This is a genomic window from Citrobacter sp. Cf116 (assembly GCF_030336505.1).
Taxonomy (GTDB): Bacteria; Pseudomonadota; Gammaproteobacteria; order Enterobacterales; family Enterobacteriaceae; genus Citrobacter; species Citrobacter freundii.
Genome location: NZ_JAOWEQ010000009.1, coordinates 1 through 354, shown reverse-complemented (window position 1 = coordinate 354; position 354 = coordinate 1). Strand labels below are relative to the sequence as shown.

Here is a 354-nt window from a genome sequence, read left to right as displayed (position 1 = left end):
ACAGTGTGTCGTTTCAATTTTCAGCTTGATCCAGATTTTTAAAGAGCAAATATCTCAAACGTCACCCGAAGGTAAGTTTTGAGATATCGGGGTCGGCGACTTTCACTCACACATACCAGCAAGTGGCGTCCCCTAGGGGATTCGAACCCCTGTTACCGCCGTGAAAGGGCGGTGTCCTGGGCCTCTAGACGAAGGGGACGTATAAGTCTCAATCGCAAGACGCCTTGCTATTTACTTTTCATCAGACAATCTGTGTGAGCACTACAAAGGTCGGTTCTTTAAGGTAAGGAGGTGATCCAACCGCAGGTTCCCCTACGGTTACCTTGTTACGACTTCACCCCAGTCATGAATCAC

General features: G+C 48.6%; 1 tRNA gene and 1 rRNA gene. Both read right to left on the bottom strand.

From position 1 onward, the window contains the following. Positions 1–123 precede the first annotated feature (123 nt). Positions 124–199, bottom strand: a tRNA-Glu gene (locus OGV74_RS00740). A gap of 85 nt (positions 200–284) precedes the next feature. Then, positions 285–354: ribosomal RNA gene (locus tag OGV74_RS00735) — 16S ribosomal RNA — on the bottom strand; the annotation flags it as partial.